This is a genomic window from Sphingobium sp. UBA5915, from assembly GCF_002431195.1.
Lineage (GTDB): Bacteria > Pseudomonadota > Alphaproteobacteria > Sphingomonadales > Sphingomonadaceae > Sphingobium > Sphingobium soli.
The window spans coordinates 1-26,378 of the sequence record NZ_DJDV01000071.1; the positions used below are offsets into that span (position 1 = coordinate 1).

General features: G+C 65.0%; 33 protein-coding genes. 11 read left to right on the forward strand and 22 right to left on the reverse strand.

Features of this window, described 5'->3' with window-relative positions; all coding sequences use genetic code 11:
• Positions 1-3 precede the first annotated feature (3 nt).
• The 4 genes from B2V90_RS11440 to B2V90_RS11455 are packed head-to-tail and all read left to right on the forward strand — an operon-like array spanning position 4 to position 3,836.
• Entirely contained in the window at positions 4-789 is a 786-nt protein-coding gene (locus tag B2V90_RS11440) for a sulfurtransferase (RefSeq protein ID WP_293921363.1), read from the forward strand.
• Positions 786-2,006 carry a cystathionine beta-lyase gene (metC, locus tag B2V90_RS11445; RefSeq protein ID WP_228221389.1) on the forward strand — a complete coding sequence of 407 codons (1,221 nt, stop codon included), beginning with the start codon at positions 786-788 and terminating at the stop codon, positions 2,004-2,006. The genes B2V90_RS11440 and metC overlap by 4 nt, the downstream gene beginning before the upstream one ends.
• Complete coding sequence (locus tag B2V90_RS11450; RefSeq protein WP_228221388.1) at positions 2,000-3,259, forward strand: mechanosensitive ion channel family protein; 1,260 nt, start codon at positions 2,000-2,002, stop codon at positions 3,257-3,259. Before metC ends, B2V90_RS11450 begins: the two co-directional genes overlap by 7 nt.
• 55 nt (positions 3,260-3,314) lie before the next feature.
• On the forward strand, positions 3,315-3,836 hold the full coding sequence (locus B2V90_RS11455; RefSeq protein WP_228221386.1) for a sterol desaturase family protein: 522 nt from the start codon (positions 3,315-3,317) through the stop codon (positions 3,834-3,836).
• Here the strand turns inward: B2V90_RS11455 and B2V90_RS11460 are convergent.
• The 10 genes from B2V90_RS11460 to B2V90_RS11505 all read right to left on the reverse strand — a co-directional run bounded on the left by B2V90_RS11460 (position 3,805) and on the right by B2V90_RS11505 (position 7,624).
• A complete protein-coding gene (locus tag B2V90_RS11460) occupies positions 3,805-4,296 on the reverse strand; it encodes a hypothetical protein (protein WP_228221385.1) in 492 nt (163 codons plus the stop codon). The genes B2V90_RS11455 and B2V90_RS11460 overlap by 32 nt on opposite strands.
• Before the next feature lie 69 nt (positions 4,297-4,365).
• Positions 4,366-4,809 (reverse strand): SufE family protein, encoded by a 444-nt coding sequence (locus tag B2V90_RS11465; protein ID WP_228221384.1) that lies wholly within the window; start codon positions 4,807-4,809, stop codon positions 4,366-4,368.
• A gap of 40 nt (positions 4,810-4,849) precedes the next feature.
• Positions 4,850-5,083, reverse strand: a complete 234-nt coding sequence (locus B2V90_RS11470) for a hypothetical protein (RefSeq protein WP_228221383.1) — start codon at positions 5,081-5,083, stop codon at positions 4,850-4,852.
• 24 nt (positions 5,084-5,107) lie between these two features.
• On the reverse strand, positions 5,108-5,359 hold the full coding sequence (locus B2V90_RS11475) for a hypothetical protein (RefSeq protein ID WP_228221382.1): 252 nt from the start codon (positions 5,357-5,359) through the stop codon (positions 5,108-5,110).
• 38 nt (positions 5,360-5,397) lie between these two features.
• Positions 5,398-5,742: a hypothetical protein gene (locus B2V90_RS11480; protein WP_228221381.1), complete on the reverse strand. Its 345-nt coding sequence runs from the start codon at positions 5,740-5,742 to the stop codon at positions 5,398-5,400.
• A gap of 30 nt (positions 5,743-5,772) precedes the next feature.
• Positions 5,773-6,000, reverse strand: coding sequence for a hypothetical protein (locus B2V90_RS11485; RefSeq protein ID WP_228221530.1), 228 nt, complete (start codon positions 5,998-6,000; stop codon positions 5,773-5,775).
• A 95-nt stretch (positions 6,001-6,095) separates the two neighbouring features.
• The gene (gene pspC / locus B2V90_RS11490; protein WP_009823245.1) at positions 6,096-6,470 is read right to left on the reverse strand and encodes an envelope stress response membrane protein PspC; all 375 of its coding nucleotides are present in this window, start codon (positions 6,468-6,470) and stop codon (positions 6,096-6,098) included.
• 1 nt (position 6,471) lies between these two features.
• Positions 6,472-6,738 (reverse strand): envelope stress response membrane protein PspB, encoded by a 267-nt coding sequence (gene pspB / locus B2V90_RS11495; protein ID WP_009823244.1) that lies wholly within the window; start codon positions 6,736-6,738, stop codon positions 6,472-6,474.
• 4 nt (positions 6,739-6,742) lie between these two features.
• Positions 6,743-7,411, reverse strand: a complete 669-nt coding sequence (gene pspA, locus B2V90_RS11500; RefSeq protein ID WP_009823243.1) for a phage shock protein PspA — start codon at positions 7,409-7,411, stop codon at positions 6,743-6,745.
• Positions 7,412-7,453: 42 nt separating this feature from the next.
• Positions 7,454-7,624, reverse strand: coding sequence for a hypothetical protein (locus B2V90_RS11505; RefSeq protein WP_169534108.1), 171 nt, complete (start codon positions 7,622-7,624; stop codon positions 7,454-7,456).
• A gap of 186 nt (positions 7,625-7,810) precedes the next feature.
• Between B2V90_RS11505 and pspF the strand changes: the two genes are divergently transcribed.
• On the forward strand, positions 7,811-8,842 hold the full coding sequence (gene pspF, locus B2V90_RS11510) for a phage shock protein operon transcriptional activator (RefSeq protein ID WP_228221380.1): 1,032 nt from the start codon (positions 7,811-7,813) through the stop codon (positions 8,840-8,842).
• Positions 8,843-8,950: 108 nt separating this feature from the next.
• On the opposite strand, the gene B2V90_RS11515 is transcribed toward pspF, so the two are convergent.
• From B2V90_RS11515 to B2V90_RS11535, 5 genes are all read right to left on the reverse strand, one after another.
• Positions 8,951-9,250, reverse strand: coding sequence for a putative quinol monooxygenase (locus B2V90_RS11515; RefSeq protein WP_228221379.1), 300 nt, complete (start codon positions 9,248-9,250; stop codon positions 8,951-8,953).
• Between the two features lie 126 nt (positions 9,251-9,376).
• Entirely contained in the window at positions 9,377-10,807 is a 1,431-nt protein-coding gene (locus B2V90_RS11520; RefSeq protein WP_228221378.1) for a UdgX family uracil-DNA binding protein, read from the reverse strand.
• 36 nt (positions 10,808-10,843) lie between these two features.
• Positions 10,844-11,308, reverse strand: coding sequence for a hemerythrin domain-containing protein (locus B2V90_RS11525; protein WP_228221377.1), 465 nt, complete (start codon positions 11,306-11,308; stop codon positions 10,844-10,846).
• A 58-nt stretch (positions 11,309-11,366) separates the two neighbouring features.
• Positions 11,367-11,714 (reverse strand): hypothetical protein, encoded by a 348-nt coding sequence (locus tag B2V90_RS11530; RefSeq protein ID WP_228221376.1) that lies wholly within the window; start codon positions 11,712-11,714, stop codon positions 11,367-11,369.
• Between the two features lie 307 nt (positions 11,715-12,021).
• Positions 12,022-13,269 carry a putative DNA modification/repair radical SAM protein gene (locus B2V90_RS11535; protein ID WP_228221375.1) on the reverse strand — a complete coding sequence of 416 codons (1,248 nt, stop codon included), beginning with the start codon at positions 13,267-13,269 and terminating at the stop codon, positions 12,022-12,024.
• A 132-nt stretch (positions 13,270-13,401) separates the two neighbouring features.
• Between B2V90_RS11535 and B2V90_RS11540 the strand changes: the two genes are divergently transcribed.
• Positions 13,402-14,559 carry an FAD-dependent oxidoreductase gene (locus B2V90_RS11540; RefSeq protein ID WP_228221374.1) on the forward strand — a complete coding sequence of 386 codons (1,158 nt, stop codon included), beginning with the start codon at positions 13,402-13,404 and terminating at the stop codon, positions 14,557-14,559.
• A gap of 9 nt (positions 14,560-14,568) precedes the next feature.
• On the opposite strand, the gene B2V90_RS11545 is transcribed toward B2V90_RS11540, so the two are convergent.
• Complete coding sequence (locus tag B2V90_RS11545) at positions 14,569-15,360, reverse strand: transglutaminase-like domain-containing protein (protein ID WP_009823233.1); 792 nt, start codon at positions 15,358-15,360, stop codon at positions 14,569-14,571.
• A gap of 312 nt (positions 15,361-15,672) precedes the next feature.
• On the opposite strand from B2V90_RS11545, the gene B2V90_RS11550 reads away from it, so the two are divergent.
• Positions 15,673-15,810, forward strand: coding sequence for a hypothetical protein (locus tag B2V90_RS11550; RefSeq protein WP_228221373.1), 138 nt, complete (start codon positions 15,673-15,675; stop codon positions 15,808-15,810).
• A 307-nt stretch (positions 15,811-16,117) separates the two neighbouring features.
• Here the strand turns inward: B2V90_RS11550 and recA are convergent, their stop codons facing one another.
• The 6 genes from recA to dapA all read right to left on the reverse strand — a co-directional run bounded on the left by recA (position 16,118) and on the right by dapA (position 22,264).
• Positions 16,118-17,191 carry a recombinase RecA gene (gene recA, locus B2V90_RS11555; RefSeq protein ID WP_037543685.1) on the reverse strand — a complete coding sequence of 358 codons (1,074 nt, stop codon included), beginning with the start codon at positions 17,189-17,191 and terminating at the stop codon, positions 16,118-16,120.
• A gap of 122 nt (positions 17,192-17,313) precedes the next feature.
• Complete coding sequence (locus B2V90_RS11560) at positions 17,314-17,670, reverse strand: sensory transduction regulatory protein (RefSeq protein WP_009823231.1); 357 nt, start codon at positions 17,668-17,670, stop codon at positions 17,314-17,316.
• Between the two features lie 83 nt (positions 17,671-17,753).
• Positions 17,754-20,177: a hybrid sensor histidine kinase/response regulator gene (locus B2V90_RS11565; RefSeq protein WP_009823230.1), complete on the reverse strand. Its 2,424-nt coding sequence runs from the start codon at positions 20,175-20,177 to the stop codon at positions 17,754-17,756.
• A 46-nt stretch (positions 20,178-20,223) separates the two neighbouring features.
• Positions 20,224-20,817, reverse strand: a complete 594-nt coding sequence (locus B2V90_RS11570; RefSeq protein WP_037543243.1) for a DUF2062 domain-containing protein — start codon at positions 20,815-20,817, stop codon at positions 20,224-20,226.
• Entirely contained in the window at positions 20,814-21,296 is a 483-nt protein-coding gene (gene smpB, locus B2V90_RS11575) for an SsrA-binding protein SmpB (protein WP_037543240.1), read from the reverse strand. Before smpB ends, B2V90_RS11570 begins: the two co-directional genes overlap by 4 nt.
• Before the next feature lie 89 nt (positions 21,297-21,385).
• Positions 21,386-22,264, reverse strand: coding sequence for a 4-hydroxy-tetrahydrodipicolinate synthase (dapA, locus tag B2V90_RS11580; protein WP_228221371.1), 879 nt, complete (start codon positions 22,262-22,264; stop codon positions 21,386-21,388).
• Between the two features lie 99 nt (positions 22,265-22,363).
• On the opposite strand from dapA, the gene B2V90_RS11585 reads away from it, so the two are divergent.
• The 4 genes from B2V90_RS11585 to B2V90_RS11600 form a co-directional block, all read left to right on the forward strand.
• On the forward strand, positions 22,364-24,439 hold the full coding sequence (locus B2V90_RS11585) for a lytic transglycosylase domain-containing protein (protein WP_228221370.1): 2,076 nt from the start codon (positions 22,364-22,366) through the stop codon (positions 24,437-24,439).
• A 68-nt stretch (positions 24,440-24,507) separates the two neighbouring features.
• Complete coding sequence (gene greB / locus B2V90_RS11590) at positions 24,508-24,993, forward strand: transcription elongation factor GreB (RefSeq protein WP_228221369.1); 486 nt, start codon at positions 24,508-24,510, stop codon at positions 24,991-24,993.
• A gap of 96 nt (positions 24,994-25,089) precedes the next feature.
• Positions 25,090-25,905 (forward strand): ImuA family protein, encoded by an 816-nt coding sequence (locus tag B2V90_RS11595; protein ID WP_228221368.1) that lies wholly within the window; start codon positions 25,090-25,092, stop codon positions 25,903-25,905.
• Positions 25,808-26,378, forward strand: a 571-nt coding sequence (locus B2V90_RS11600) for a Y-family DNA polymerase (protein WP_293921366.1), incomplete at its 3' end; no start/stop codon positions are given. The genes B2V90_RS11595 and B2V90_RS11600, both read left to right, overlap by 98 nt.

A 26,378-nucleotide genomic window follows, 5' to 3' on the forward strand; every position in this document is an offset into this window, starting at 1 on the left:
GTCATTCTGGACGCCAGCCTGTTCCTGCCCGGCACGCCGCGCGACCCGCAGGCCGAATTTGCCGAAGCGCATATTCCGGGCGCGGCGTTCATGGATCTTCCCAGCCTCAACGATCCCGATGATCCGACGCCGGGCATGCTGCCACCCGACGCGATGATGACGCAGCGCATGCAGGCGCTGGGCGTGAACGCCGACAGCCGGATCATCGTTTATGACAACAGCCCGACGCACAGCGCCGCGCGCGGTTGGTGGATGATGCGCGTCTATGGCCTGGGCGCGTCGGCCGCGATCCTCGACGGGGGTCTGCCCAAATGGCGGGCGGAAGGGCGGCCGGTGGAAAGCGGCCTGCCGACGATCGCGCCCGGCAACGCCATCGCCCGGCTCGATCGGACACAGGTCCGCACCAAGGCCGATCTGCGCGCCAATCTGGAGAGCGGGCGGGCGCAGGTGATCGACGCGCGCGGCGCAGGCCGCTTCACCGGGGAAGAGGCGGAGCCGCGCCCGGGCATGGTGTCGGGCCATATCCCCGGCAGCCGCAATCTCCCATCCTCCGCGCTGTTCCTGCCCGACAATCGCATGAAGCAGGGCGACGATCTGCGGCAGGCGCTTGCGGATGCCGGCACCGATTTCGATCGTCCGATCATCACCAGCTGCGGCAGCGGCGTCACTGCGGCGATCCTGATCGCGGGCCTTGAATCGCTCGGCAAGCACGACGTTAGCCTGTATGATGGCAGCTGGTCGGAATGGGGCTTCGATCCCGCCACGCCCAAGGCGAACGGCCCGGCATGAGCGGCAAGGACAAGGGAAAGGACGGGCGCAAGCCCCTGACGCAGCTGGTGCAGGCGGGCCGCAAGCCGGAATGGACCGGTATGCCGGGGCAACCCGGCGGCATCGTCAGCCCGCCGGTCTGGCGCGCCTCCACCATCCTTTATGACGATGTCGCGCACCTGCGCCAAGCCGCCGCCAGCAGCACGCATGAACGGCTCTTCTACGGGCGCAAGGGGACGCCGACCGCCTGGAGCCTGGCCGACGCGCTCACCGAAATGGAGCCGGGGGCGGAGGGCACGATGCTTTTCCCGTCGGGCGTAGCGGCGATCGCCTGCGCGCTGATGGCTGTGCTGAAACCTGGCGATCGGCTGCTCATGGTCGACAGCGCCTATGATCCGACCCGGTCCTTTTGCACCCAGATGCTCAGCCAGCACGGCGTCGAAACCGTCTATTATGATCCGCAGGCGCCGGACCTCGACGCGCATCTTGCCGCCGGCCCGATCCGCGCCATCTTCCTGGAAAGCCCCGGAAGCCTCACTTTCGAGGTGCAGGACGTGCCGGCCATCACCGCCTGGGCGCGGGCGCATGGCGTCGTTACGTTCATGGACAATACCTGGGCGACGCCGCTCTATTTCCCGGCCATGGCGCATGGCGTCGACATCGCCATCCTCGCCTGCACCAAATATATCGTCGGCCACAGCGACGTCATGATGGGTAGCGTCACCGCCAACGCCGACTGGTTCGGCAAGATTCGCCAGACCGCCTATCTCTTCGGCCAGATGGTCAGTCCCGACGACGCCTGGCTGGCGGCGCGCGGGCTGCGCACGCTGGGCGTCCGGCTGGCGCAGCACCGCGATGGCGCATTGGCCGTGGCGCGCTGGCTGAAGGATCAGCCGGGCGTCGCGCGCGTCCTGCATCCGGCGCTTCCCGACTGCCCCGGCCATGCTCATTGGTCGCGCGATTTTTCCGGGTCGACCGGCCTCTTCACCTTCATCCTCGATGGCGGGGATGACGCCGCGCGCGCCGCCCTTATCGACGGGCTGGCCCATTTCGGCATCGGCTATAGCTGGGGCGGCTTTGAAAGCCTGGCGTTGCCGGTCGATCCCGCTCGCTACCGCAGCGCCACCCGTTGGCAGGCGGCTGGGCCGGCGGTGCGGCTGCATATCGGGCTGGAGGACCCCGCCGACCTCATCGCCGATCTCGACGCCGGCCTCGCGCGCTTCAGGGCGGCATGCTGATGCGGCTTGTCCCGCCCGAATTGCTGGCGCGGCTGGAGCGCAGCACGGACTGGATCGAAGCCGGCATCGCACTTGGCGTTGCGATCGGCCTCTATATCCTGTGTGCCGCGCTGGCGCGAATGATCGCGCGGCGCATCGAGCCACATTGCGCGCATCTTGGCCCCACTTTCACGCCGCATGTGCGTCCGCTCGTCCGCCACGGGCTGGCGACGCTGCTCGTCGGGATCGCCACGGCGGTCTGGCCGACCGGCACGACCGCCAATATCGTCCTGGCCTGCGTCATGGGCTGGGCGCTGGCGATGGTCGCCAATCATCTGCTGCGCGGCGTGTCGATCCCGCTCTGGGCCACGGTGCCGCTCTCCATCCTGATCTTCGTCATGCTGCTGTCGGGCAGCACGGGGGGCATCACCCCGCTGGCGCAGATGATGGACAGCGTGGGCCTGCAACTGGGGAAGAGCCGGATCTCGCTGCTTGACGTCACCTCGGTCGCGGCGATCGGCGTCGGCCTATTCGGTGCCGTGCGCCTTGCCAATCGCGTGCTGGCGCGCAGCATATCCCGCTCGCGCGGACTGGACGCGACCCAGAAATTGCTGGCCGAAAAACTGGCGGGCATCGCCATCATCGCCGCCGCCTTCTTCTTCGGCATCGACGTGCTCGGAATCGACCTCACCGCTTTCGCCGTTTTCTCCGGCGCGCTGGGCCTGGCGGTCGGCTTTGGCCTGCAAAAGACGGTCGGCAATTTGATCGCAGGCATCATCCTGCTGCTCGACCGGTCGATCAAGCCGGGCGACGTCATCGTCGTGGGCGACAGCTTCGGCTGGGTGAACAAAATCGGCGTGCGCGCCGTCAGCGTCATCACCCGCGACGGCAAGGAACATCTGATCCCCAACGAAAATCTGATGACGCAGGAGGTGGAAAACTGGTCCTATTCGGACCGCAATGTGCGCATCCATATTCCCGTCGGCATCGCCTATGACAGCGATCTCGACCTCGCACAAAAGCTGATGATGCAGGCCGCGCTGGAAAGCCCGCGCGTGCTCAAGAATCCCAAGCCCAATGTCTGGCTGACCGGCTATGGCGACAACAGCGTCGATCATGAAATCCTTGCCTGGATCGCAGATCCCGAAGCCGGCGTCGGCAATGTCAAATCCGATGTGCTCGGCCGGCTGTGGCACCTGTTCCGCGATCACGGCGTCACCATCCCCTTCCCCCAGCGCGTGGTGCACATGGCAAAGCCACCGGCGGACGACTGACCATCCGTTGCTTTACGGGGTCGCATAGTGCGCCGGCCATGCCTATAAAGGCGTCATGTCCCCACTGCTGCTTCTGCTCATCTTCGTCGCTACCGTCGCCGCGATGGAGGGTTTTGCCTATGTCATGCATCGCTGGGTGATGCATGGGCCGGGCTGGTTCCTGCATGCCAGCCATCACCGCCCCCGCACCGGCCATTGGGAAGCCAATGATCTCTATTTCGTGATCTTCGCTGTGCCTTCCATTCTGCTGCTGCTGGGCGGCGTGCAGTGGAACTGGGGCGGCTGGGCAACGGCGGTCGGGGCCGGCGTTGCGGCCTATGGCGCTATCTATCTCGGCTTCCACGACATCATCGTGCATCAGCGCGTACGCAACCGCTATGTCGCCCGGTCGCGCTATATGAAGCGAATCGTGCAGGCGCATCGCCTGCACCATGCGGTGGAGACGAAGGACGGCACGGTCAGCTTTGGCTTTCTCGTCGCGCCCCATCCCGCCGCACTCAAGCAGGAACTGGCCCGCCGTTCGCGGGCCGGGGTGCGAAAGCCAGTCAGCTCGGCAGGTCCAGTCCTGCCACGTTGAACCGGAACCGGGTGGTTTCATCCTTGGTCCCGGTAATCAGGTCGACGTCGATGGTCCTGGCGGCCTTGATCGCCTCATAGGCCTTTTGCGACGGTGGCAATTCGATGCCGTCGTCGGTGGTGGTCATCCGACCCTTCCACTCCATCGGCTCCCCGCCATCCGCGCGCGCCGTTACCGCGCAATCGGACAGATCGCAACGAAAAGGCGCGCCGACCAGCTTCACCCGCACCGTCTTTTCGCCATTGCTCATCGGCTGGACCAGCAGCACCGAAAAAGTGTCCGGCGCGGTCATGGTGGCGACGCTGTTGGCGCTGCCGATATAGGCCAGCCTCGTCCCCTCGGACTCTTCATATTTCCAGCTTTGGCCGATCTGTTCGCGCTGGGTCGGCGCCTTCGCCTTTTCCCCGCCCGAACAAGCGCTCATCAGGGCGATGCCCGCCAATAGGGTAACATGACGCATGGGTAACGTCCTCCTTTTCACGAAAGGGAGGAACGCGCAGGCCGTCAGGCCGGTTTCATGCTGCCCGTCTTACCCCGCATAACGCGCCGCCGTTTCCCGGATCAGGGCGATCATGTTGGGAATACCCTGCGTACGGTTGGAACTCAGTTGGTTCTTGAGGTCGAAGGGCGCCAGCGCGGCTTCGATATCGGTGCGCGCAATCTGCGCCGGGGCACTATCCTGCACCGTCAGCAGCACCAGTGCGATGATCCCCTTGGTGATGGCCGCATTGCTGTCCGCCAGGAAATGGAGCCGGCCTCCCGTTTCCGAATCGCCGTCCAGCACGGTGGGATAGACCCACACGGCGGCCGAACAGCCCCGCACCAGCGTCGCATCGGTCTTGAGCGCGTCGGGCATCGGCTCCAGCGTGCGCCCCAGGTCGATCAGCAGCCGATAGCGATCGTCCGCGTCGAGAAATTCATATTCGTCCTGAATGTCGGCAAGGGCCGGGGGGGCAGCGGGCATATCGGTCATGGCCGCCCATATAGGCGCAAAAGCGGGCGCGGGAACCCCGTTACAGATCGACTCCCGCCGCAATTGCTTCCAGCTTACGAATACGTTCCTTAAGGTCCGCTACCTCGATCCGGGCGGCGGCCGATGGCGGCGCGGCGTCTTCGCCTTGCCGGCCCAGTTCCGCGCGCTTGAGGTCCAGCCAGCCATTCCATCCGCGCAGCGCCGCTGTGGTCAGGATAGCGATGCCCGCCAGGGCCGTCGTCGCCAGCGTCAGATAAATATAGGGGTCGTGCATCTTGGCCTCCCTGTCGCACCGCGCTCAGTCGCGGTTGCGCAATTTCTCAAATTCCCGCTCCAGCGCGGTCGAATCATCGGTGGCGAGCCGTTCCAGCACGGCCACCCGGTCCTTGAGCGCCTTCACTTCGGCGCGCAGCCGGTCGGCTTCCGGATCGGGGCCGCGATGGATGAAATCCTCGCCCTTGTGGCGGTTCACCACGCCCATCCGGGCCTTCACCACCTGCGCGATCATCACGATGGCGATGATGGCGACGACCATTTCAAACGGATTCATGTCTCTTTCTCCCTGTTGGCGCGTCGTGCCACCGCATCTCAGTTGGCGGGGCCGCGCAGCCTTTCGATGTCGCGGGTCAACTGGTGGCTTTCATCAGTGACGATGCGCTCCACCACTGCCAGCCGGTCCTTCATCGACCCGATCTCGGCGCGCAGCTGGGCATTTTCCTGGCTCAGCAATTTGATGCGCTCGACCATTTCCTCATTCTTCTGCGGGTAGACGGCCTGGCCCCATGCGCCGTCCAGCGGATAGCCGTGGCGCACGCGCAACCAGGTAGTGAAAATCCAGCCGCCAATCGCGATGATCGCGATGAACAGCCCGGCGCCGATGATCCACGGCAGGTTGGGCATGATGATGGCGTCCACCATATCGGTCTTGTCCATGGTCCCTTACTTCCCTTGGCTCACACCGGCTCAGCGCAGCGCGTCGATTTCACGGGCCGTCCGGGTGGCGGGATCGGTGGCGATCCGCTCCAGCACGGCGATGCGTTCCTCCAGCCGGCTGATCCGGCCCACCAGCTTTTCGTTTTCGCTGGACAGAAGGTCGATTTTTCGACCGGCGTCGAAATCGGTTCGATGAACGGTGTTTCCGTTATCATCTTCAAGCGGATAGCCATGTCTGGCCCTGATCCAGGTGTTCATGACCGTGCCGATCGCGATCGAAGCGCAGATCAGGACGGGAACCAGCCAACTCCACTGCATGTCGAATACTCCCCTGCTGTTTAAGTCGCGCCAGGTCAGCGCAGGCTGTCGATCTCGTCCGCCAGGCGCGTGTTGCGGCTGGTATAATAGAGTTCGATGTCGGCGAGCCGGCGGTCGATGTCGCGGAATTTGGACCGGACGTCGCGGGTGGAACGGGCCGGATTGGCGCGCACCCCTTGCCAGAATTTCTCGTCGTCCCGGTCGCTGTAGAGGTCATTGGGCTTGGTGTCGGCGACAAAGCCGATCACGAAATATCCCAGCAGGGTCCAGCCCACGATGAAGAAGGACAGGACCATCGCGACGCGAACCCAGACCACGTCGATCCCGGTATAGTCGGCGATGCCGGAGCACACGCCCATGAACTTCCCGTTCTTCTTGTCGAGATAGAATTTGGTGCGGCGGGCGCTCATGTCAGTTCCTCCGGTCGAAAGTGTAGCTGTCGTCCTGTGCCGGACGTTGCGGGCGGAAATCGGGATTGTCGGCGGCGACGATCCGTTCGACCGTCTGCAGCCTGTCTTCCAGCCGGCGGGCGAGAAGGTGGAGTTCGTCCAGCAGCTTCTCATCCTCGTCGGTGATCTTGGGGGCCTGCTTCCACTTGGTGACATAGTGGAAGATCAGCCAGGGCATGCCGATGAACAGCATGCCGCAGATCATGATGGGCAGGAACACCTCTTCCATCGGGTCAGCCTTCCTTGTTCATGCTGGCCTTCAGAGCGGCGAGATCGGCATCGACTTTGTCGGCCGACTTCAGCTCGGCAATCTCTTCCTCCAGCGTCTTGGGCTGCTGGCCCAGGCCCATGGCGTCGGCGCGGCCTTCGGCCATGTCCACGCGGCGTTCCAGCATGTCGAAACGGGCAAAGGCGTCGTTGACCTTCTCGCCGGCATAGGCTTCGCGCACCCGCAGGCGGTTCTGTGCGCTTTCCATACGGCTCACCAGGCTGTTCTGGCGGGCGCGGGCTTCGCGCAGCTTGCCCTGCAACTTGGCGATATCCTCTTCCGAAGCCTTCAGCGCCTCGTCCAGCGTCTCGATCTCGTGCGCCAGATGCTCGGCCATGTCGGCCGCTTTCTGCCGCTCGACCAATGCCGCCTTGGCCAGGTCCTCGCGGTCCTTCGACAGGGCAAGCTGCGCCTTCTCGGTCCAGCTGTCCTGCAACGCGGTCAGCTTGGCGATGTGCCGGCGCATTTCCTTCTGGTCGGCGATCGTGCGGGCGGCGGACGCGCGCACCTCGACCAGCGTCTCTTCCATCTCAAGGATGATCATGCGGATCATCTTCGCCGGGTCTTCCGCCTTGTCGAGCAAGTCGGTGACATTGGCGGCGATGATGTCTCGGGTGCGGGAAAAAATACCCATGTCTTGGCTCCTGGTGCGTGTTCTTGTGGTTTGGCCTTGCCCTTACGCCAGATAACGGGCGGGGGCGGGCATGTCGCTCGACGCGAGGATCGGCGCTTCGCTGGCGCGGGCCGGGCCGACCGCCGACAGGATCATCGTGGATCCGAACAGGACGGCGGCGATAGCGACTGACATCAGCTGGCCGATTTCGCGCATATTGGTGGTCTTTTCCATGTTTCTTGCTCCCTGAACCTTGGCCTTCATATGATTTCCGCATCTTGCTGCGGATTGCCGATAGCTTTGCAGGGGGCGTGCCAATTTTCGAAAAGTGGCAGAATTGCGCGCCTTCGGGGCGTTTTAATCTAGTGCCGGCGGTATCCCTCTTGCCAAGGGGTGGGAAATTTCACCATAAGTTGGCGCATGGAGAAAAATACGCAATTTATCGGCCAGAGCTTCGCCTTTCTCGATGCGGTGGAGCAGGCCGGGCGCGCTGCCGAGCTCAATCGCCCGGTGCTGGTCATCGGTGAACGCGGCACCGGCAAGGAACTGATCGCCGAACGCCTGCATCACCTCTCCCCACGCTGGGGCGAACCGCTCATCACCATGAATTGCGCGGCGTTGCCCGAAACCTTGATCGAGGCAGAGCTGTTCGGCCATGAACAGGGCGCCTTCACCGGCGCCAACCGCGCGCGCCCCGGCCGGTTCGAGGAAGCCGATGGTGGCACGCTCTTCCTCGATGAACTCGGCACATTGTCGATGGCGGCGCAAGAAAGACTACTCCGTGTGGTGGAGTATGGGGAGGTCACGCGCATCGGCGCATCGAAACCCGTTCGGGTCGATGTCCGCATCGTCGCCGCCACCAATGAAGACCTGCCCGCCGCCGCCGATGCCGGCCGTTTTCGCCCCGACCTGCTCGACCGGCTGAGTTTCGAGGTCATCACCCTGCCGCCGCTGCGCGCGCGCGAAGGCGATGTCGCGGTGCTTGCCGATCATTTCGGCCGCCGTATGGCCGCAGAAATCAACTGGCCGCAATGGCCCGGCTTCACCGCTGCCTGCGCCGCCGAACTGGAAGGGCATGGCTGGCCCGGCAATGTGCGTGAACTGCGCAACGTGGTGGAACGCGCGGTCTATCGCTGGGACGATCCCGCCCGGCCGATCAGCCGTATCACCTTCGATCCCTTCGCCTCTCCCTGGAAACCGCGCGCGATGATGCCGCGCCCTGAAACGCGCGAAGAAGCCCCCTCCGTCCCGCCAGCCGCGCCCGCATCCTTATCCTCGCCCTGTGACGGCATCAGCGACCTCAAGGCCGCGGTCGACGCCTATGAAGCCGCCATCGTCCGCGCCGCCCTCGAACGCTACCGCTACAACCAGCGCGCCACCGCCAAGGGCCTTGGCCTCACCTACGATCAGCTGCGCCACTGCATGAAAAAACATGATTTGAGCGCCGGGTGAGCGGGGATATTAACAGGTTGGATGGGGGGCGCACCTACCCATGAATGGCCGGCTACATTCAGCATCGGACTCCGGCATGCCTTATTTCATGCAAAAGCCGAAGGTCGGTCATGTAGATCGCGGTGCGCCGACTTCATAAACCTGCAAGTGGCGCTCTCCGATGCCAAGGCTCGCCCATGTAGATCGCCATTCATGGAGATGGGCAGCGTTGAGGTGACGGTCGAGCGCTGGTTGGTCGGCCCACATCTCCTTGACGTGAATGAGCCCGGGCTCAAACACATCTTCGGCGTAAACATAGTCCATGCAGCCCGCTTCGCCTCGGCTGATTTCAGCCATCCGCTTCATGACAGGGCGGGCCGCCGCCATATTCTCGGGCGGCAGTCGAATCGTTCCGATAATCAGCAGCATGACCGCAGCATAGGCAGCGTAAAGGACCAGAGGAATCCTCATTTCTATCGCAAGCAGCCAGCTGAAACCTTCGTTGGCTGAGAATAAGGCATTTTGCGCGTAGCACGATGATTGGCAAACGCGAGTTTATGCCAGCGCCTTCACCCGCTCCCCGATCACTCGCAAATCTTCGACGAACCGCGCGCGTTCTTCCGCCTTCTTCGCTTCGCCGGGGATGCGCAGCAAATAGCTGGGGTGCACCGTCACCCATCCTTCCGCGCCATTGTCCAGCGCGATCGCGGAGCCGCGCGTGCGGCTGATCGTCACGGCCTTGCCCAGCATCGCCCGCGCCGCCGTCGCCCCCAGTGCCACGATCAGGCGCGGCCGCACAATGTCGAGTTCCTGAGTCAGCCACCATCGGCACGCCTGCACCTCGCCCGCATCGGGGGTCTGGTGGATGCGCCGCTTGCCGCGCGCTTCGAACTTGAAATGCTTGACCGCGTTGGTGACATAGGCGCGCGCCCGGTCCACGCCCGCCTCGATCAACGCCTGGTCCAGCAACTGACCCGCCGGTCCGACAAAGGGGCGGCCGGCCTGGTCCTCCTGATCGCCCGGCTGCTCGCCAATGAACATCAGCGGCGCGTCGAGCGGTCCTTCGCCAAACACGGTCTGCGTCGCCCCCTGATGCAGCGGGCAGCGGGTGCAGCCCATCGCTTCCTCGCGCACCGCCGCCCATACTGTCCTGCTGTTGCCGCCCGCGCCCGCTTTGCCGGCCTTGCCGTCACCCGGTTGCGCCGGCGCACGCGGCGCGCTCGCGATCATCGCCGCCTCGCGCGCCTGCGCGCCGGCGACCATGTCGGGGATAAGCGCCGCCTCTGGCAGGTTGCGCCAATATTTCTTGGGCATTTCGGACAGCATGGCCCCGGTCTTGAGCCGGGCCGGATTGAAGATTGCGGCATAATAGCCCTTCCACAGCGCCTCGACCGGATCGCCCTCCGGCGCGTCGGCGCGGGTCGCGCCCGGTCCCTCGCGCAGCGCTTCGCCATCCCAATGGATACTGATGTCCGGCGTCAGGATCGACCAGCGCATCGTGGCGAAGCGGCGCACGAAGAAGCCGGCATTGGCGCGCACGATATGATGGTCCGGTTCGAACCAGGCGACGAAGCGCGCCGCGCCGTCCTCTTCCACTTCCCGAAACCGGACGAAGGCGCGCATCTTGTGGATATCGCGCCGCACCGCCTTGGCCAGCATGTCGATCCGCCGAAACAACGGATCGGCCTTGTCCTCCATCAGACCCGGCTGATCGCGCAGCCGTGTCAACAGCTGATAGAGCAAGGCGAAGCGCTCCGCGTCGCTATGCAACACCACCGTTTCGGCCAGGGCGACGAACGCGCGCGGTACGGAAAAGGCCGCCCGGTCCGGCGCAGGGGGCAAAGGCGCGTCGCCGAACAGGTCGCCGCTCTCCCCCCTTATCTGCCAGGTCACATGATCCGGTTCGATTCCTGCAATCGCCAGCCGCCGCGCGGCATCGCGCCAGCCTTCGAAATCATCGGGCGCATCCAGCACTACGCGGTGCATGGATACGCCCTGATGGCCGGCGGGGCGGGGCAGGGGTCAGTCCTCGGCCTTGGCGCGTTCCAGTTCGGCAGGCTTGCGCTCGGCGAACTTGGCGCCCAGTGTCTTTTCCTCTTCGGCGGTCAGGTCCTTGGCCGCGTCGGGGAACATTTCTTCCTCTTCCTCGTCGATATGATGCAGGTAACGCTTCTTCAGCTGCGCGAACGTCTCGCGCCATTCCTTGCCGTTGAAGTCCTGCTCTTCCATCTCTTCCAGATAATCGTCGATTTCCTTATGCTCGGACACGCTATGCTGGGCATCCTCGCGCAGGTCGGGGCGAGCGAGCATGGTGGCGTAAAGCGTTTCTTCCTCCGCCGCGGCATGGGCGGTCACTTCGACCTTGAACTGGTCGAACAGCTTTTTCAGCCGATCATCATCGCCCTGCGCATCGTCCATCTTCTTGAACAACTGGCGGTGGCTATCATGATCCTGTTTCAGGCGGTGGAATATGGTGGCGTCGGCCATGGTCGCTTCTCCTCTTGTCGAGGGGGAGAACGACGCGCGCGCGGATTGGCTCCGACTTTCAGCCGAACAGGAACCGAAAGATGATGGCGACGGGAATCCACAGCAATGCGCCGATCACGCAGGCGCCCCAGAGCTGCACCAGATCGCGGCGAAAGCGCAAGGCAAGCCCGCTATGCGACAAGCCGCTTGCGTCCAGCATCTGCCAGCGGCGCTCCAACCCGCGCGCCGCCACCGCATAGCCGCCGATCGCGACGATGATACCCAGGTGCAGCGCGAGCGATCCGCCCATTTTCGCGACAATGAAAATCTGCGCCAGGCAAAAGACCACGAGCGCCGCCGCCAGATGGCTGCTGATCCGCTTGGCGAAGCCCTTGCGCTCCGCCCGATGGCCCAATGTCGTCGCCACGACCCGATCTCCTTGTCCGACCTTGTCAGCAGTATTTCGTACAGGGCGCTGTCAATCAACCCGAAATTGCCACGAGGCGGGGATAAATTGACGTTCGTCGGATGGCTGGGTTGGGTGGATGGCAGGCACAACTACCGTTCGTCCTGAGTAGCCATTGAGCTTGTCGAAATGGCGTATCGAAGGACCGATGACACGCGCCAACCCTTCGATACGGGCCTTCGGCAAGCTCAGTCCCTACTCAGGGCGAACGGTTCATGGGAATGTCCGCTTCTGGTCGTTTGCAGACCATCCAAATTCGTCCCGGCCCTTACGCCGCAAACAGATCCAGCTGCTTGGCGGGCGGGGCCAGCCTCGCGCGCAGGTCGGCGCTGTCGGTCAGCGTCATCGGCCGCCAGTCCGCCGCCACCAGGAAAGGCCGCAATTTGGTGATGGAAACGGTCAGCCGGGCGACATCCTCCAGCCGCAAGCGCCTGTGCCGCCGGCTGGCGAGAATGCGATCCACCGCTTTCACCCCCAGTCCCGGCACGCGCAGCAGCGCCTCGCGCGGGGCGCGGTTGACGTCGACCGGGAAATGGGCGCGATGGTTGAGCGCCCAGGCGAGCTTGGGATCGATGTCGAGCGGCAGGCAGCCGGTCGCCGCATCGGTCGCTGCCGCGATCTCCTGCGCGTCATAGCCATAGAAACGCATCATCCAGTCCGACTGGTATAGCCGATGTTCGCGCAGCAATGGCGGTCGCTTGAGCGGCAGCACCGCGCTGGGCGAAGGGATGGGGGAAAAGGCGCTATAATAGACGCGGCGCAGGCGATGCCTGTCATAGAGGCTGCTGGCGCGCGTGATGATCGCGCGATCATCCGCCGCATCCGCCCCGACGATCATCTGAGTCGATTGCCCCGCTGGCGCGAAGCGGGGCGCGTGGCGATATTTCCGCCGCGCCTCGCCCTTGTCCTCCATTTCGGTGCGCAAATGCCGCATCGCCCCTTCGATCCGCGCGCCATCCTTCTCCGGCGCCAACCGCTTGAGGCCCCCTTCCGTCGGCAATTCGACATTGATCGACAGCCGGTCGGCATGCAGCCCCGCCTGCCGCAGCAGGTCGGGATCGGCATCGGGGATGGTTTTCAAATGGATATAGCCGCGAAAATCATGATCCTCGCGCAGCGACCGCGCCACTTCGACCATCTGCTCCATCGTATAGTCCGACGATCGGATGATGCCCGACGAGAGGAACAGACCCTCGATATAATTACGGCGATAGAAATTGAGCGTCAGGTCCACCACTTCCCTGGCGGTAAACCGCGCGCGCCGCACATCGCTCGACCGGCGATTGATGCAATAATGGCAATCGAAAATGCAGCTGTTGGTCAGCAGGATCTTGAGCAGCGATATGCATCGGCCATCGGGCGCATAAGCATGGCAAATGCCCATGCCCTCGGTCGATCCGATCCCCTTGCCGCCGCGTGAATCGCGCTTTGCCGTCCCGGACGATGCGCAGGACGCATCATATTTGGCGGCGTCCGCCAATATTTCGAGTTTCTGCCGGGTGGACATCTGCGCCATGATGTTCCTTCTATGTTCGCATTTGACGCTTGTCCATGATCTGGGTTGTGTCGGATCATTTTGTGGCGAACAGTCGGCGGGATTTGGCCGCCTGCTTCGTTGTTGGCGGTGGCGCAGCATGAAGGGATGATCATGGACAGACGGCATTTTCTGCGCGCGGGCATGGGTGGCGGCGCGCTGTCGCTGATGGCCGCGCGGGCGGGGGCCACATCGCCTTTCGATGCCCTGGCCGGAGTGGAACCGATCCGCGCCAGCGTGGACCGCATCTTCCGCACCACCGTCTGCCTGCGCCCCTTTCGCGCCGCCGGCCCGCGCATCGAAGTGGAGCAGGTCGGGCGCAAGCGCGTCGTCCACAATTATGGCCATGGCGGCAGCGGCTGGTCCCTGAGTTGGGGATCGGCGCAGCTGGCGGTTCCGCTCGCCATGGCCGATGGCGTGCGCGACATCGCCGTGATCGGCGCGGGTGCGCTGGGCCTTACCGCAGCCTTGACGGCGCAGCGGGCCGGCGCGCGCGTCACCATCTACGCCAAGGAGCAGTTTCCCGATGTCCGCTCTGCCCGCGCTACCGGCACCTGGTCGCCCGACAGCCGCATCGCGATGGCGGGCGCGGTCGATGCCGGGTTTGCCGACCGGTGGGAGACGATGGCGCGCACCTCCTTCGCTCGTTATCAGAGTTTTCTCGGCCTGCCGGGCGATCCGGTCGAATGGACCGACCGCTACATCCTGTCCGATGCGCCAGCCGCCGCACCGACCATCGCGCCCGTCGCGCCCGCGCCCCCACGCCCCGACGACTTTCTCCGTCTGGAAGGGCGGCTGCGCGACATCACGCCGCGCTCGGTGGAACTGCCGCGCGGCGCGCATCCCTTTCGCGCCGACCGCGTCCGCCGCAATTCCTCACTCACCTTCAACGTCGCTGATCTCGCCCATCAATTGACCAGCGATTTCCTGCTCGCTGGCGGGCGGATCGAACCGCGCATCTTCCACGCGCCCGGCGACCTTGCCGCACTTCGCGAAAAGGTGATCATCAACTGCACCGGCTATGGCGCACGGGCGCTGTGGCGCGATGAGAACATTGTGCCGGTGCGCGGCCAGATTGCCTGGCTGATCCCGCAGCCGGGCGCGACCTTCGGCATCTATTATCACGGCATCGCGCTGCTCGCGCGGCGCGACGGCATCGTCGTCCAGCCGGTCGGCGAGGATGACTGGTTCGGCTATGGCGACGCCAACGAAACGCCCGATCCCGCCGCGGCGCGCGCGGCGGTGGAGGAGGTGGCGACCTGGTGGGCCTGACCGCTCCGGTCAGTCCTCGTCGGGCAGGCGGCTGACGCGGATCGACTGGGCGTTCATCTGCCCGCCGCCGAAGATGGTCATGAAGGCGATGTCGGTTGCATCCCGGCCCACGGCGATGCGCGCCATCGTCTCCACCGGCGCCAGCCCGGTCGCATCGATAAGGTGCCAGGCCCCGTCCAGCCAGACCTCCACCACCGCGTGGAAATCGGGCGGGTCGAGATCGAGCGCATAGACCGACACCAGCCGCGCGGGAATGTCGCGCGACCGGATCAACGCGGCCGTCAGATGCGCGAAGTCGCGGCACACGCCCTGCTGCGCGACGAAGGTGTCGGCGGCCGTCGTCGTCACGGTCGAACTGCCTGACACATAGGCGACGTTGTCGCGCACCCAATCGACCAGCGCCTGTACCAGCGCCCCGCCGTCCAGATCGGGAAAATGGCCGCCGACAAAACTGCCGAAGCGATCGGCCTCGCAATAACGGCTCGGCCAGATGAAGGGCAGCACGTCTTCGGGCAGGCTGGGCAGCGGACTGCGGGGCAGGTGACGAATCTCGATCGGAGCGCGGTCGATTGCCATGGTCGCGCGATAGGTGCTGACCATGCGCCCCGTGCCGGTGCGGGTCCAGGTCCGCCGGCCGATGCCGCTGCCGCCGACCTTGTTGGTCAGCGGGCCTGCATTGTTGATGATATGGGATTGTGTGAGCACGCGCTGGTCGGGCACTGCCGCGGCTTCGACCGCTAACAGCACATCGGTCGGGCAGGCGAAGTCATAGTCGAGAATCGCTTCGATCGCGATGCGCATGGGGGATGGTCCATATTTGGAGAGCGAGCCGAATCAGCCCGTGCCAGGGAACTTCGCTGTCCTGCAGGCCCGACGCAAGCGCCATCGATCAAGGCGATCGGGAGGGAGCGACCTCAGGCATCTTGGAACCGTTCGCCGGCGGCCCGAGCGGGGCGGGCGGCGCCAGCGTGACGGCAGGGTTGAAAGGCTGGGGATGCGTCGGACGATATGGACAGCGGCCGTGGTGTCAGCAGAATTTGTGCGCGCTCAAGGACGCATTCCCACTCATTCTCTCGTCAGATCGGCGGGACTAATCCTCGTGACATTGCGCTGGTGACCCACGTCCTTGTCGCAACGACCGAAGCCGACCGCATGAGCCATCTTTCCGCCACCGGCGCATCGGTCCCTGACGACGAACGGATTGTCCTGTTCACTCCGTTCAACGCCGTGCGGGCTGGCCCGCACAAATAGCCTCCCGAGGTCACAACCGCCGCTGCTGCCGCCCGTAGCGCAGCGGCCGACACATTCGAACGATTTGCGTGGCTTGCACCCACCAGCGCGCCACTCGACTGGGGCCAAAGCAGGAATTTTGCGGACGGATTGCATGGTGGTGGGAAAGGCCGCCGGGCGAGACGCCCCGGCCTGATCCGACGATTACAAACGGTAAAAGGCCCGCAGCGCGGGGGGCGCGGCGGGCCTTTTCGGTGCGTGATGCGCCAGGCGGGCGAGTCATGTTCGAACGGCGCCCCGGTTGATCCGGCCAGCGCGCCTGTCCGGCTTATTCGCCATCATCCTCCGCATCGGGTCCGGTCATCATCCCGTCGGCCACTTCCTCGGTTTTGCCGCGGATCGCCTTTTCCAGCCGATCGGCCAGTTCGGGATGCTCTTTGAGATAGGTCTTGGCATTTTCACGACCCTGACCAATGCGGATCGAGTCATAGGAGAACCAGGCGCCGGATTTCTCCACCAGCCCGGCCTTCACGCCAATGTCGAGCAGTTCGCCGATCTTGGAAATGCCCTCGCCATACATGATGTCGAATTCGACCTGCTTGAACGGCGGGGCGACCTTATTCTTGACCACCTTCACGCGGGTCGCATTGCCGACAATATCGTCGCGATCCTTGATCTGGCCGGTACGGCGGATGTCGAGTCGGACCGAGGCGTAGAATTTGAGCGCATTGCCGCCGGTCGTGGTTTCCGGATTGCCGTACATCACGCCAATCTTCATGCGCACCTGGTTGATGAAGATCACCATGCATTTGGAGCGGGAAATGGAGCCGGTCAGCTTGCGCAGCGCCTGGCTCATCAGCCGCGCCTGCAAACCGACATGGCTGTCGCCCATCTCGCCCTCAATCTCCGCCCGCGGCACCAGCGCGGCGACCGAATCGATCACCAATATGTCGATCGCGTTCGACCGCACCAGTGTGTCGACGATTTCCAGCGCCTGTTCGCCCGTATCGGGCTGCGACACGATCAGTTCGTCGATATCGACGCCCAGCTTCTTGGCATAGGCCGGGTCCAGCGCATGTTCGGCGTCGACGAACGCGGCCGTTCCGCCCGCCTTCTGCGCTTCGGCGATGGCATGCAGCGTCAGCGTCGTCTTGCCCGAGCTTTCCGGCCCGTAAATCTCGATGATGCGGCCCTTGGGCAGGCCGCCAATGCCCAGCGCGATATCGAGCCCCAGCGATCCGGTCGAAATGGATTCGATCTCGATCTTTTCGCGCGACCCCAGCTTCATCGCCGAGCCCTTGCCAAAAGCGCGGTCGATCTGGGCGAGCGCGGCATCCAATGCTTTTTGTCTGTCCATATTCCCCGTCTTCTTGGAATCGATAAGTTGCAGCATTGCGGTCATCGGCCCATCCCCTGTCAAGCGGATCGCGCCGAATCTGCCGGCGCTGGACAATGGTGTATCCCATTTGTTCTCATGGAACAAGGGGGGAACGGAATTTTCCTATCGGCCGGAAAAATCCCGCCTCAATCGCCTACAATCCGGCCGAGCACCCGCTCCACCGCACCCACGGTGAAGGGCTTGGCGAGCGTCGGCCGATCGGCATGGGCGGGCGGCAGGTCGTCGGCCATGCCCCCGGTCGCGAAGGCGAAGGGAATCCCCGCCTGCGCCAATATGTCGGCGATCGGCCAGCTTTTCTCGCCCTGCAAATTGCAATCGAGTAGCGCGCCGTCAAAGCCGCCGCGGCGGGCTTGCTCGCATCCTTCATCCACCGTCGCGACCAGCGCGTGCAGCCGATAGCCGAGCGCGTCGAGATAATCCTCAAGCATCATGCCGATCATCGCTTCATCTTCGACGACGAGGATGGATTTTGCGTCCGACATGCCTGTTTCCTTTGTTCGACCGGGGCTTCGCTAGCCCAATGGCGCGCGCTTGCCCAGCCCCCACGCCGTGATCGGGCGCAAGATCATTCGGCGGCCGGTTGCATCGCCATGGTGTCGCGGGCTGCCTGCGCCAACTGGTTGACGGAAAAGGGCTTGGGCAGGAAGGCGACATTGGCGATGTCGATCGACTTGCGCAGCTGTTCCTCGGCATAGCCGGACATGAACAGCACGGGCAGGTGCGGATGACTGACGCGCGCCCGCGCCACCATCGCCGGACCATCCATATTGGGCATGACCACGTCGGAAATCAGCAGGTCGATGCCGTCATGGGCGGCCAGCACCTCCAGCCCCTGTTCGCCGTCATTGGCGGTCAGCACCGTATAGCCCTGCCGTGTCAGCGCCCGTTCGGCGACCGCGCGGACCATATCCTCGTCCTCGACCAGCAATATGGTGCCCGATCCCCAGGTTTCGGCGCGTTTCACCGGCTCGCGTACCGGCGTCTCCTGCTGCGCGTCGGCACCGGCATAGACGGGCAGGTAGATGACGAAGCTTGCGCCCCGGCCCAGTTCGGATTCGGCAAAGATATAGCCGCCCGACTGCTTGACGATGCCATAGACGGTGGAGAGGCCCAGACCCGTGCCCTTGCCCAGTTCCTTGGTGGTGAAGAAGGGTTCGAAAATCTTCGCCAATATATCGGGCGGAATGCCCAGGCCCGTGTCCGACACGCGCAGTGCGGTATAGTCACTGATGGGCAGGATCTGCTGGCGCATCTCGCGCGCCTTCGCGGCGGGCACGGCATAGGTCTGGATGTTGAGCGTGCCGCCTTCGGGCATGGCGTCGCGCGCGTTGACGGCCAGGTTGACGATCACCTGTTCCAGCTGCCCGGGATCGGCGCGCACCGCGCCCAGATTGCGACCATGGCTGACCTCCAGCCGGACATTTTCGCCCAGCAGCCGCTTGAGCAGGTTCGACACGTCCGACACGATATCGGGCAACTGCAATATCTGCGGCCGCAATGTCTGCTGCCGGGAAAAGGCAAGCAATTGCCGCGTCAGCCCCGCCGCGCGGTTGCTGTTCGACTTGACCTGCTGGATATCGTCATAATCGCTGTCGCCCGGCACATGGCGCATCAGCATCAGGTCGCAATGGCCGATGATGGCGGTCAGGATATTGTTGAAATCATGCGCCACGCCGCCGGCCAGCTGGCCGATCGCCTGCATCTTGGTCGCCTGCGCCACCTGCCGCTTGAGCTTGCTTTCCTCACTATTGTCCTTGAGCGACAAAAGCACCGCCGCCTCGCCCAGGCCGCGCACGCCCGCCAGGCTGAGCGCGGTCGGTTCGTCGGGCTGGTCGCGCATGCGCACCACGATGTCGCCCGACATTTGCGGGCCGACGGCAAAGCGCCGCACCGCGTCCGCCACCGCCGCCTGATCCTCCCGCGCGACCAGATCGCCCGGATAGCTCGGCTTGTCGCCGGACTTGAGGCCCGCGGCGCGCGCGAACGCCTTGTTGACGAACAGGATGCGCCCGTCGCGGTCCGCCATCGCCAGGCCAAAGGGCAGCAGAGACAGCAGGGTTTCGATATAGGACAGCGCCGACGTGCCGCCCCCGCCGGTCGGCTCGTCGATCAGCAGCAACAGCATCGGCCCGTCCTGCACAGTCGCCTGCGTGGCGCCGGGCTGGCTCGCGCGGCGCAGCGGCACCTGGAGCAGGCGCAGCGGCAGGCCGCCATTTTCCTCGCGCGCCAAGAACAGCCGGCCCTTGTCGTCCACCCGCATATGCGCGGCAAAGTCGCGACCGGTGATATTGGCGTCGATGCGTCCCGCCGCGCGCAGCAGAAAGGCGCCATTGGCGGCGCGAATGCGCCCCTCTCCGCCGATCATCGCCGCCATGATGCCCGCTTCGCCCAGTTGCCGCCCGGCCTCCCCGGTCAGGAAGCGATGCACGTCGTCCAGCGCGCTGGGCTGGCGCACGGGGGTGAAGCGCCAGAGCAGATAATCCTCGGTCCGGCCGGTGCGGGCAATATCGACATCCAGCCGCAGCGCCCCCATCGCCAGCCCCTCCAGCTTGCCGTCGCCGTCGCGCCAGGCCGCGCGCGCAGCCTGCGACAGGCTTTCGGTCAGGCCCGCGTCATTGCTGACGCCCGGTGGGGTGGGATAGCCGGGAAACCATTCGCCGAACAGGTCGCTGGCGCAGACCAGCCGGCCCGACCGGTCGGTGACGGCGATGGCGATGTTGGACGCGTCGGCGGCGGCGCGCGCGACCGTCCAGTCGGGCGTCGCCTCCCGGTCCGACAGGGCAGGGGCATAGAGGTGGCGATACCAGCGCATCAGGCCCGCAATGGCGATCACGCTCGCGGCAAAGCCCGCGGCCAGCACCCCATTGCCCGCCGCATAGAGGACGAGAGCCGCCGACAGCAGGGCCGCGCCCAGCAGCATCGGCAGGACAAAGGGGGACGGTGGCTGTCCCAGCCACGCTTCCTCGTCCGTCTTCAGCCGTGCCGCCATGACCGGCCAACCCCCTGCATCGCCATCGAAACCTGCGGCCGCGGCGTCAGGCGCCGGCCGCCTTCTCCAATGGCCTGCTTTGATGGACCTTGCCAATCCTCAATTTGCGCGCCCGCCATTTGCGGCCCATGCGATGGCGCCAGAACCAGTCGGCCAGGACATAGCCGATCGCGGTACACACCAGCGAAATGATCAGCAGGCCGATCAACATGGCGGGCGCGGCTTCCGACACCAGCCAGGCGGTCCATTCGCGCACGCTCGCATGCCCGTCGACCAACGCCATGAAGCCCGACGCATCGGCGCTGCGCCCCAGCATCCAGTTGCCCAGCCACACCGACGCCATCAGGATCAGTGGCGTCGTCGCTGGGTTGGACAGGAATGTCATGGCGGCGGCGACCGGAATATTGGCGCGAAAAGGCAGCGCCAGCAGCGCCGCGCCCGCAATCTGCACGCCCGGGATCATCAGGAATATGCCGACGAACAGGCCCAGCGCCACGCCGCGCGGCACCGACCGGCGGGTAAAGCGCCACAGCGATGGTTCGAGCACGCGATGCGCGACCGGGGCGAGGATGCGGCTGCGCTCCATCGACTCGCGGGTCGGGCAATTGGCGTGCCACCAGCGGGTCAGTCGGCTCATCAGCTATGCGCCTTCATGATGCGCTGCTGGTCGCGCTTCCAGTCGCGTTCCTTGATCGTCTCGCGCTTGTCATGGGTCTTCTTGCCCTTGGCCAGCGCCAGCTCGACCTTCACCTTGCCGCGGCTGTTGAAATAGAGCGCCAGCGGCACCAGCGTCATGCCCTTGCGCTCGACCGCGCCGTGCATCCGGGCAATCTCCCGCTCGTGCAGCAACAATTTGCGGGGGCGCTTGGATTCATGGTTGAACCGGTTGCCATGGCTGAATTCGGGAATGTTGCTGTTGACCAGCCACACCTGATTGCCCTTCACCTCGGCATAGCTTTCGGCGATATTGCCTTCGCCAAAGCGCAGCGATTTGACCTCGGTGCCTTGCAAGGCGATGCCCGCCTCGAACACATCCTCCAGGAAATATTCGAACTTCGCGCGCCGGTTTTCGGCGACGATCTTCTTCTTGTCGAAGGTTTCGGGACGGGGGCGGGCCATTGGCTTATCTAATTTCCGTTCGGTTCGAGCCTGTCGAGAACCCTGTCGTTCCGGTTCCCGACAGGCTCGAACCGAACGGATGTAGGGATTTAAACCAGTCCCGCAATCTCCAGCGCCCGGTCCACCGCCGCCCGGCTCGATTCCGACGGCCAGGTAATGGGCAGTCGGACGTCGCCGGGCATGTCGGGGCGAACCCGCGTGAGCGCATATTTAACCGGGCCGGGTGAAGAATCGCTGAACAGGGCATCGTGCAGCGGATAGAGACGATCCTGGAGCGCCAATGCGCCATCCCAGTCATGGCGGGCCATCGCCGCCTGGAAATCGGCGCACAGGCGCGGCGCGACATTGGCGGTGACGCTGATGCATCCCTTGCCGCCCATCGCGTTGAACCCCAATGCCGTTTCGTCATTGCCCGACAGCTGGCAGAAGTCCGGGCGGCAGGCCAGACGCTGCGCGGTGACCCGCCCCAGATTCCCGGTCGCGTCCTTGATCCCGACGATGGTCTGAAACTCCTCCGACAGGCGGTGGATCACCGGCACGCCAATATCGGTGATCGTGCGGCTGGGCACATTATAGAGGATGATGGGCAGGTCGCAGCGTTCGGCCAGCCAGGCGAAATGGCGATAGACGCCGTCCTGGTTGGGCTTGTTGTAATAGGGCGCGACCACTAGCGCCGCATCCGCGCCCGCGCCCTGCGCCGCATACATATGGTCGAGAGCAATGCGCGTGTCGTTGGACCCGCATCCCGCGATCACCGGCACGCGGCCTGCTGCCTGATCGACGCAGATGGCGATGACGCGGTTATGCTCCTCAACGGTCATCGTCGCGCTTTCGCCAGTCGTCCCGCACGGCACCAGTGCGCTCGATCCATCCGCAATCTGCCAGTCGACGAACGCGCGAAAGGCGGCTTCGTCGATCGTCCCGTCGCGGAACGGGGTGACCAGAGCCGGAATCGAGCCCGAAAACATGATGAAACTCCTTCAAATCTCCGGGCTGCCGGGGCATGATGGGACAAGCGGCGCGCTATAGCGCGTCATTCAGGGCCTGATAAGGACGCAAATGCGATTATGTCCAGCATGCGCACCCCTCCTCCTATCGAAAGTTATCTGATCCGCATGCCGATTATTGCCTTGTTGCTGATGACCGCGGGCGCCAGCGCGCAGACCGAGGACGCGGCGCGGCCTTCGCCCACCGGCGCGATGGTGCAGCCGGTGCCGCCCGAATATGGCCAGCCCAGCCAGTGGAACCAGGTCCAGGCGCAAATCGGCCAGCCGACCGATAGCTCGATCGCCGGCACGATCAGCCAGTGGCGCGCGCTGCAACAGAGCGATGGGCTGGGCTTTGCGCCCTATGCCAGCTTCATCATGGCCAATCCGGGCTGGCCGGGCGAAGACCGGATGCGCCGCCTGGCCGAAACCGCCATCAATCCCGACAGCTATGCGCCCGCGCAGGTCGTCGCCTTCTTCGCGCAATTCCCGCCGCGCACGCCCGTCGGCCACGCTCGCAACGCGGTGGCGCTGATGCAATTGGGGCGGATGGACGAAGCGCGAATCGCCGCGCGCAACGCCTGGGTCGGCGGCACGCTGCAACCCAGCGACGAAGCGCGGCTGCTCTCGCTGTTCGGCTCGGCCTTCTCGCCTGCCGACCATGATCTGCGCGCCGACATGCTGCTGTGGAATGGCGACGTTGCCGGCGCGATGCGGATGCTGCCCTATGTCAGCGCCGCGCGCCGCCCGGTCTTTTCCGCGCGTATCGCCTTCAAGCGCAAGGCGCCTGAAGCGACCGCGCTGATGCAGTCGGCCGATGCGATGGGCGCGGCCGATGCCAGCTATGTCGCCGACAAGGCGGCCTGGCTGCGCGACAGCGGCAACTGGATCGCCGCGCGTCAATATCTCGCCAATCGCCCTGCCGCCACCTATCGCCCCGGCGATCCGGAAGAATTTTACGAAGTCCTGCTCAATCAGGCGCGCGGCGCTGCCAATGATAGCCAGTGGAGCTTCGCCTGGGGCATCGCCAGCAAGATTGATGACGCCGTGCCGCCGGGTTCCGACGTCAGTGACCAGCCGATCGGCGTGCGCGACGATTATACCAGCCTTGCCTGGCTGGCGGGCACCACCGCCTTCTACAATCTCAATCGTCCCTCGGACGCGGTCGGCATGTTCCGCCGCTATGCCGACGCGGCCAAATCGCCCCAGACCCGGTCGAAGGGCTATTATTGGGCCGGCCGCGCCGCCCTCTCCGCCGGCGACAGCGCCAGCGCGAACAGCTATTTCGCCCAGGCCGCCAATTATGGCGACCAGTTTTACGGCCAGCTCGCGCTCGAACGGCTCGGCCGTCCGGTGCCCGCGCCCGCCACGGTCGAACGGCCGGTGCCGATCTCGGCGGCCGAACGCGCGGCGTTCAACAACCGCTCGGTCGTGCGCGCGGTCAAGGCGCTGGGGCAGATGGGCTATTGGGCCGACCAGAGCAAATTCGCCCGCGCCATCGCCAATAATGCCGACAGCGACACCGATCATTTCCTCGCCGCTGAACTGGCCCAGCAGATCAATCGCCCGGACATGAGCGTGATGGTCGGCCGGCGCGCCGTCTCCAGCGGCCTCACCGGCTATGGCGACAGTGCCTTTCCCCGCGTGCCAGTGCCCAGCCAGGCGCAATATAACTGGACCATGGTTCATGCCATCGCCCGGCAGGAAAGCCAGTTCGACAAGCAGATCGTCAGCCATGCCGGCGCGCGCGGCCTGATGCAGCTGATGCCCGGCACTGCGCGCGAACAGGCGGGCAAGCTTGGCATGAGCTACAATCCCGCCTCCCTCAATGATCCTAGCTACAACATCATGCTGGGGTCGGGCTATTTTCAGCGCATGCTCGATTATTATGGCGGCAGCTATCCGCTCGCGGTGGCCGCCTATAATGCCGGGCCGGGCAATGTGAACAAATGGATTCGCGCCAATGGCGACCCGCGCCTGCCGGGGTCAGACATTCTGCGCTGGATCGAGAATATCCCGATCTACGAGACGAAAAATTACGTCCAGCGTGTGCTCGAAAACGCTGTCGTCTATGAAGCGATGAACCCGGAACGCGCCAAATTCCGCGGCAGCAACGCGGTGCTCAGCCGCTATCTGGGCAAGCAGACGCCGGGCTGACCCCCTTACGCGGAGTCGGGACGCCCGTCTCGACTTCGCTCCGCCCGAACGGCTAGGAAGGGTCGGCCATGGCCACCCCTTATCCCAATTATATCACACCCGAAGGCTTCGCGAAGCTGCGCGCGGACTATGACCATCTGCTCGGCGTCGAACGCCCCAGCATCGTCGAGGTGGTCAGCTGGGCGGCGGGCAATGGCGACCGCAGCGAAAATGGCGACTATCTCTACGGCCGCAAGCGGATGCGCGAAATCGACGGGCAGTTGAAGCGCCTGTCGAAGAAGATGAAGGATGCCAAGGTCGTCGATCCCCGGCAGCAGCCGGACAAGAGCCGTGTCTATTTCGGCGCGACCGTCACCATCGCGGATGAAGACGACAATCATCGCACCGTCACCCTTGTCGGCAATGACGAAACCGATGTCGATGCTGGCCGCATCGGCTGGGGATCGCCCATCGCCCGCGCCCTGCGCGGCGCGGCGGTCGGCGATTTGCGTCGCGTCATGCTGCCGGCGGGCGAACGTGAATATGAGGTAATGGCGATCCGCTATCCTGATTGAAAAAGCGCCATTTTCGCGCGCTCATGCTCTTTGGCGAAAGAGCATCCATTGACTCGCGCCGTTCCTGCGCAGAAATAGAACATAACAGGAACATTTATGGCCGAGTCGATCCCCAGCCTCGCCGCGCTCAGGCGGCATATCGCCTCGCTGGACCGGGCGCCAGCGCGGGATGCGTGCGTCCGCTTCGCCACCGGCCATGGCCCGCTTGACGCCATGCTGGGCGGCGGGCTGGCGCGCGGGCGCGTGCATGAAGTCTTCGGCGCGGGCGGGGAGGAGGGGGCGGCGACCGGCCTTGCGCTGCTTTGGGCGCAACTGGCCGGGGGGAACGCACCTTTGCTGTGGCTGCGCAGCGACGGCGCGGCGCGGATCGGCGGCCTTCCCTATGGCCCCGGCCTCGCCGCGCTAGGCCTTGATCCTGCGCGCCTGTTGCTGGGGGCGATGCCCGATGACGCCATGCTGCTGCGCGCGGCGGTCGATGCGCTGCGCTGCGCCGCGTTGGGCGGGCTGGTGATGGAATTGCGCGGCCGGGCGCCCTTGCTCGACTTGACCGCCAGCCGCCGGCTGGCGCTTGCGGCCGAAGCATCGGGCGTCACCGCGCTGCTGCTGCGTATCGACGGAGCGCCGGTGCCCAGCGCGGCGGACACGCGCTGGCAGGTGGCGGCCGCCCCGTCCGCGCCGCTGCCCGGCAATGCGCCGGGACATAGCGCCTTTGACCTCACCCTGCTGCGTCGCCGGGCGGGACCGGACGGGCAGGCGTGGCGGCTGGTGTGGGACACAGAAAGACGATGTTTTGGAGGTGTGGGCGATGAACGCCATGGCGATGGAGGGGATCGGGCAGACGCTGCCGCGCCGTTATCTGGCGCTGGGCTTCCCCTTCCTGCCGATCGATCGGCTGCGGGTCGCGCGGCCTGATCTCTGGGCCGCGGGTGAAGGGCCGGCGGTGGTGGTGGACATGGTCCGCGGCGCGATGCGGCTGGGGTGCATCGACGCCGACGGGCTGGCGATCGGCCTGATGCCGGGCATGACTCTGGCCGACGCGCGCGCGCGCGAACCGGATCTGCGCGTTTTCGAAACCGATCCCCATGCCGATCAGGACTGGCTGGAGCGGCTGTGCGACGGTTGCACCCGTTATACGCCCAATGCCGCGCCCGATGGCATTGACGGGCTGATGCTCGACATCAGCGGCTGCGGCCATTTATGGGGCGGCGACGACGCGCTGGCGGCGGATGCTGTGGAACGGCTGGAGCGGCACGGGTTGCGCGTCCGCCATGCCCTTGCCTCCAGTCCGGAAGCGGCGCATGCGCTCGCTCGCTTCCCCGGTCCCCCCGCGCCGGACGAGGACGCCGCCGTCCGTCGTCTGCCGGTCGAGGCGCTGGGGCTGGACC

Bases quoted from the DNA above. Each gene is read 5' to 3' on its own strand.
- B2V90_RS11535 (WP_228221375.1), bottom strand. From the start codon at position 13,269: ATGGCGCAGATGTCCACCCGGCAGAAACTCGAAATATTGGCGGACGCC.
- smpB (WP_037543240.1), bottom strand. From the start codon at position 21,296: ATGGCCCGCCCCCGTCCCGAAACCTTCGACAAGAAGAAGATCGTCGCC.
- B2V90_RS11485 (WP_228221530.1), bottom strand. From the start codon at position 6,000: ATGAACACCTGGATCAGGGCCAGACATGGCTATCCGCTTGAAGATGAT.
- B2V90_RS11565 (WP_009823230.1), bottom strand. From the start codon at position 20,177: ATGGCGGCACGGCTGAAGACGGACGAGGAAGCGTGGCTGGGACAGCCA.
- B2V90_RS11560 (WP_009823231.1), bottom strand. From the start codon at position 17,670: ATGTCGGACGCAAAATCCATCCTCGTCGTCGAAGATGAAGCGATGATC.
- pspC (WP_009823245.1), bottom strand. From the start codon at position 6,470: ATGAGCGCCCGCCGCACCAAATTCTATCTCGACAAGAAGAACGGGAAG.
- B2V90_RS11520 (WP_228221378.1), bottom strand. From the start codon at position 10,807: ATGCACCGCGTAGTGCTGGATGCGCCCGATGATTTCGAAGGCTGGCGC.
- recA (WP_037543685.1), bottom strand. From the start codon at position 17,191: ATGACCGCAATGCTGCAACTTATCGATTCCAAGAAGACGGGGAATATG.
- B2V90_RS11480 (WP_228221381.1), bottom strand. From the start codon at position 5,742: ATGGACAAGACCGATATGGTGGACGCCATCATCATGCCCAACCTGCCG.
- B2V90_RS11595 (WP_228221368.1), top strand. From the start codon at position 25,090: ATGGCCGAGTCGATCCCCAGCCTCGCCGCGCTCAGGCGGCATATCGCC.
- B2V90_RS11475 (WP_228221382.1), bottom strand. From the start codon at position 5,359: ATGAATCCGTTTGAAATGGTCGTCGCCATCATCGCCATCGTGATGATC.
- metC (WP_228221389.1), top strand. From the start codon at position 786: ATGAGCGGCAAGGACAAGGGAAAGGACGGGCGCAAGCCCCTGACGCAG.
- pspA (WP_009823243.1), bottom strand. From the start codon at position 7,411: ATGGGTATTTTTTCCCGCACCCGAGACATCATCGCCGCCAATGTCACC.
- B2V90_RS11460 (WP_228221385.1), bottom strand. From the start codon at position 4,296: ATGCGTCATGTTACCCTATTGGCGGGCATCGCCCTGATGAGCGCTTGT.
- B2V90_RS11465 (WP_228221384.1), bottom strand. From the start codon at position 4,809: ATGACCGATATGCCCGCTGCCCCCCCGGCCCTTGCCGACATTCAGGAC.
- B2V90_RS11505 (WP_169534108.1), bottom strand. From the start codon at position 7,624: ATGGAAAAGACCACCAATATGCGCGAAATCGGCCAGCTGATGTCAGTC.
- B2V90_RS11525 (WP_228221377.1), bottom strand. From the start codon at position 11,308: ATGGCCGACGCCACCATATTCCACCGCCTGAAACAGGATCATGATAGC.
- B2V90_RS11450 (WP_228221388.1), top strand. From the start codon at position 2,000: ATGCTGATGCGGCTTGTCCCGCCCGAATTGCTGGCGCGGCTGGAGCGC.
- B2V90_RS11585 (WP_228221370.1), top strand. From the start codon at position 22,364: ATGTCCAGCATGCGCACCCCTCCTCCTATCGAAAGTTATCTGATCCGC.
- pspF (WP_228221380.1), top strand. From the start codon at position 7,811: ATGGAGAAAAATACGCAATTTATCGGCCAGAGCTTCGCCTTTCTCGAT.
- pspB (WP_009823244.1), bottom strand. From the start codon at position 6,738: ATGGAAGAGGTGTTCCTGCCCATCATGATCTGCGGCATGCTGTTCATC.
- greB (WP_228221369.1), top strand. From the start codon at position 24,508: ATGGCCACCCCTTATCCCAATTATATCACACCCGAAGGCTTCGCGAAG.
- B2V90_RS11470 (WP_228221383.1), bottom strand. From the start codon at position 5,083: ATGCACGACCCCTATATTTATCTGACGCTGGCGACGACGGCCCTGGCG.
- B2V90_RS11455 (WP_228221386.1), top strand. From the start codon at position 3,315: ATGTCCCCACTGCTGCTTCTGCTCATCTTCGTCGCTACCGTCGCCGCG.
- B2V90_RS11540 (WP_228221374.1), top strand. From the start codon at position 13,402: ATGGACAGACGGCATTTTCTGCGCGCGGGCATGGGTGGCGGCGCGCTG.
- B2V90_RS11545 (WP_009823233.1), bottom strand. From the start codon at position 15,360: ATGCGCATCGCGATCGAAGCGATTCTCGACTATGACTTCGCCTGCCCG.
- dapA (WP_228221371.1), bottom strand. From the start codon at position 22,264: ATGTTTTCGGGCTCGATTCCGGCTCTGGTCACCCCGTTCCGCGACGGG.
- B2V90_RS11515 (WP_228221379.1), bottom strand. From the start codon at position 9,250: ATGCTGCTGATTATCGGAACGATTCGACTGCCGCCCGAGAATATGGCG.